1 pseudogene is annotated in these 685 nt (G+C 34.9%); it reads right to left on the bottom strand.

The window, feature by feature from the left end:
• Positions 1-685, bottom strand: a pseudogene (locus BG20_RS11810) (excinuclease ABC subunit UvrA); the annotation flags it as partial.

The following is a 685-nucleotide window of genomic DNA, read 5'->3' as shown; positions in this document are numbered from 1 at the left end:
TGAAAATGTTCTAGGTTCTAACTCACCAATTGTCAATCCACAGTACGGACACGCGTTATTTTGAGAGAAAATTTTTTCAGATTTATCAGATGAAATCATGACATCTCCTTTTGATGCCTTGATTGCAGTTTGGATTGCTTCAAATAATCTAGATCTTTCTGATTTTTCTGTCTGAATTCTATCTACTACGATCTCAATATTGTGCCATTTCTGCTTATCAAGGGTTGGAAACTCCCCATCTAGGCTCAAAATTTCCCCATCAAGGCGTATTCTCGAGTACCCATCTTTTTTTATTTGTTCAAATAATTTTTCATATGTTCCTTTTTTCTTTGAATGATAGGAGACAGTATCAAAATTTTCTGTCCAACAAAATCTTTGAGAATTGAATCACATATTGTTTCTACAGATTGACTAGATATTTTTCTAGAGCAATTTGTACAATAAGGAATACCTATTCTTGCAAAAAGTAGCCTCATGTAATCATAAATTTCAGTTGTCGTTCCAACGGTAGAGCGGGGATTTTTGCTTGTAGTTTTTTGCTGAATTGATATAGCAGGTGAAAGGCCTTCAATTGAATCAACATCAGGCTTATCCATCATTTCAAGGAACTGTCTTGCATAAGCAGAGAGTGATTCTACGTATCGTCTTTGTCCTTCTGCATAAATTGTATCAAAGGCTAGAGTTG

This window comes from Candidatus Nitrosarchaeum limnium BG20, from assembly GCF_000241145.1.
GTDB lineage: Archaea > Thermoproteota > Nitrososphaeria > Nitrososphaerales > Nitrosopumilaceae > Nitrosarchaeum > Nitrosarchaeum limnae.
The sequence above is the reverse complement of the archived record's forward strand: the minus strand, read 5'-3'. Positions and strand labels throughout refer to the sequence as shown.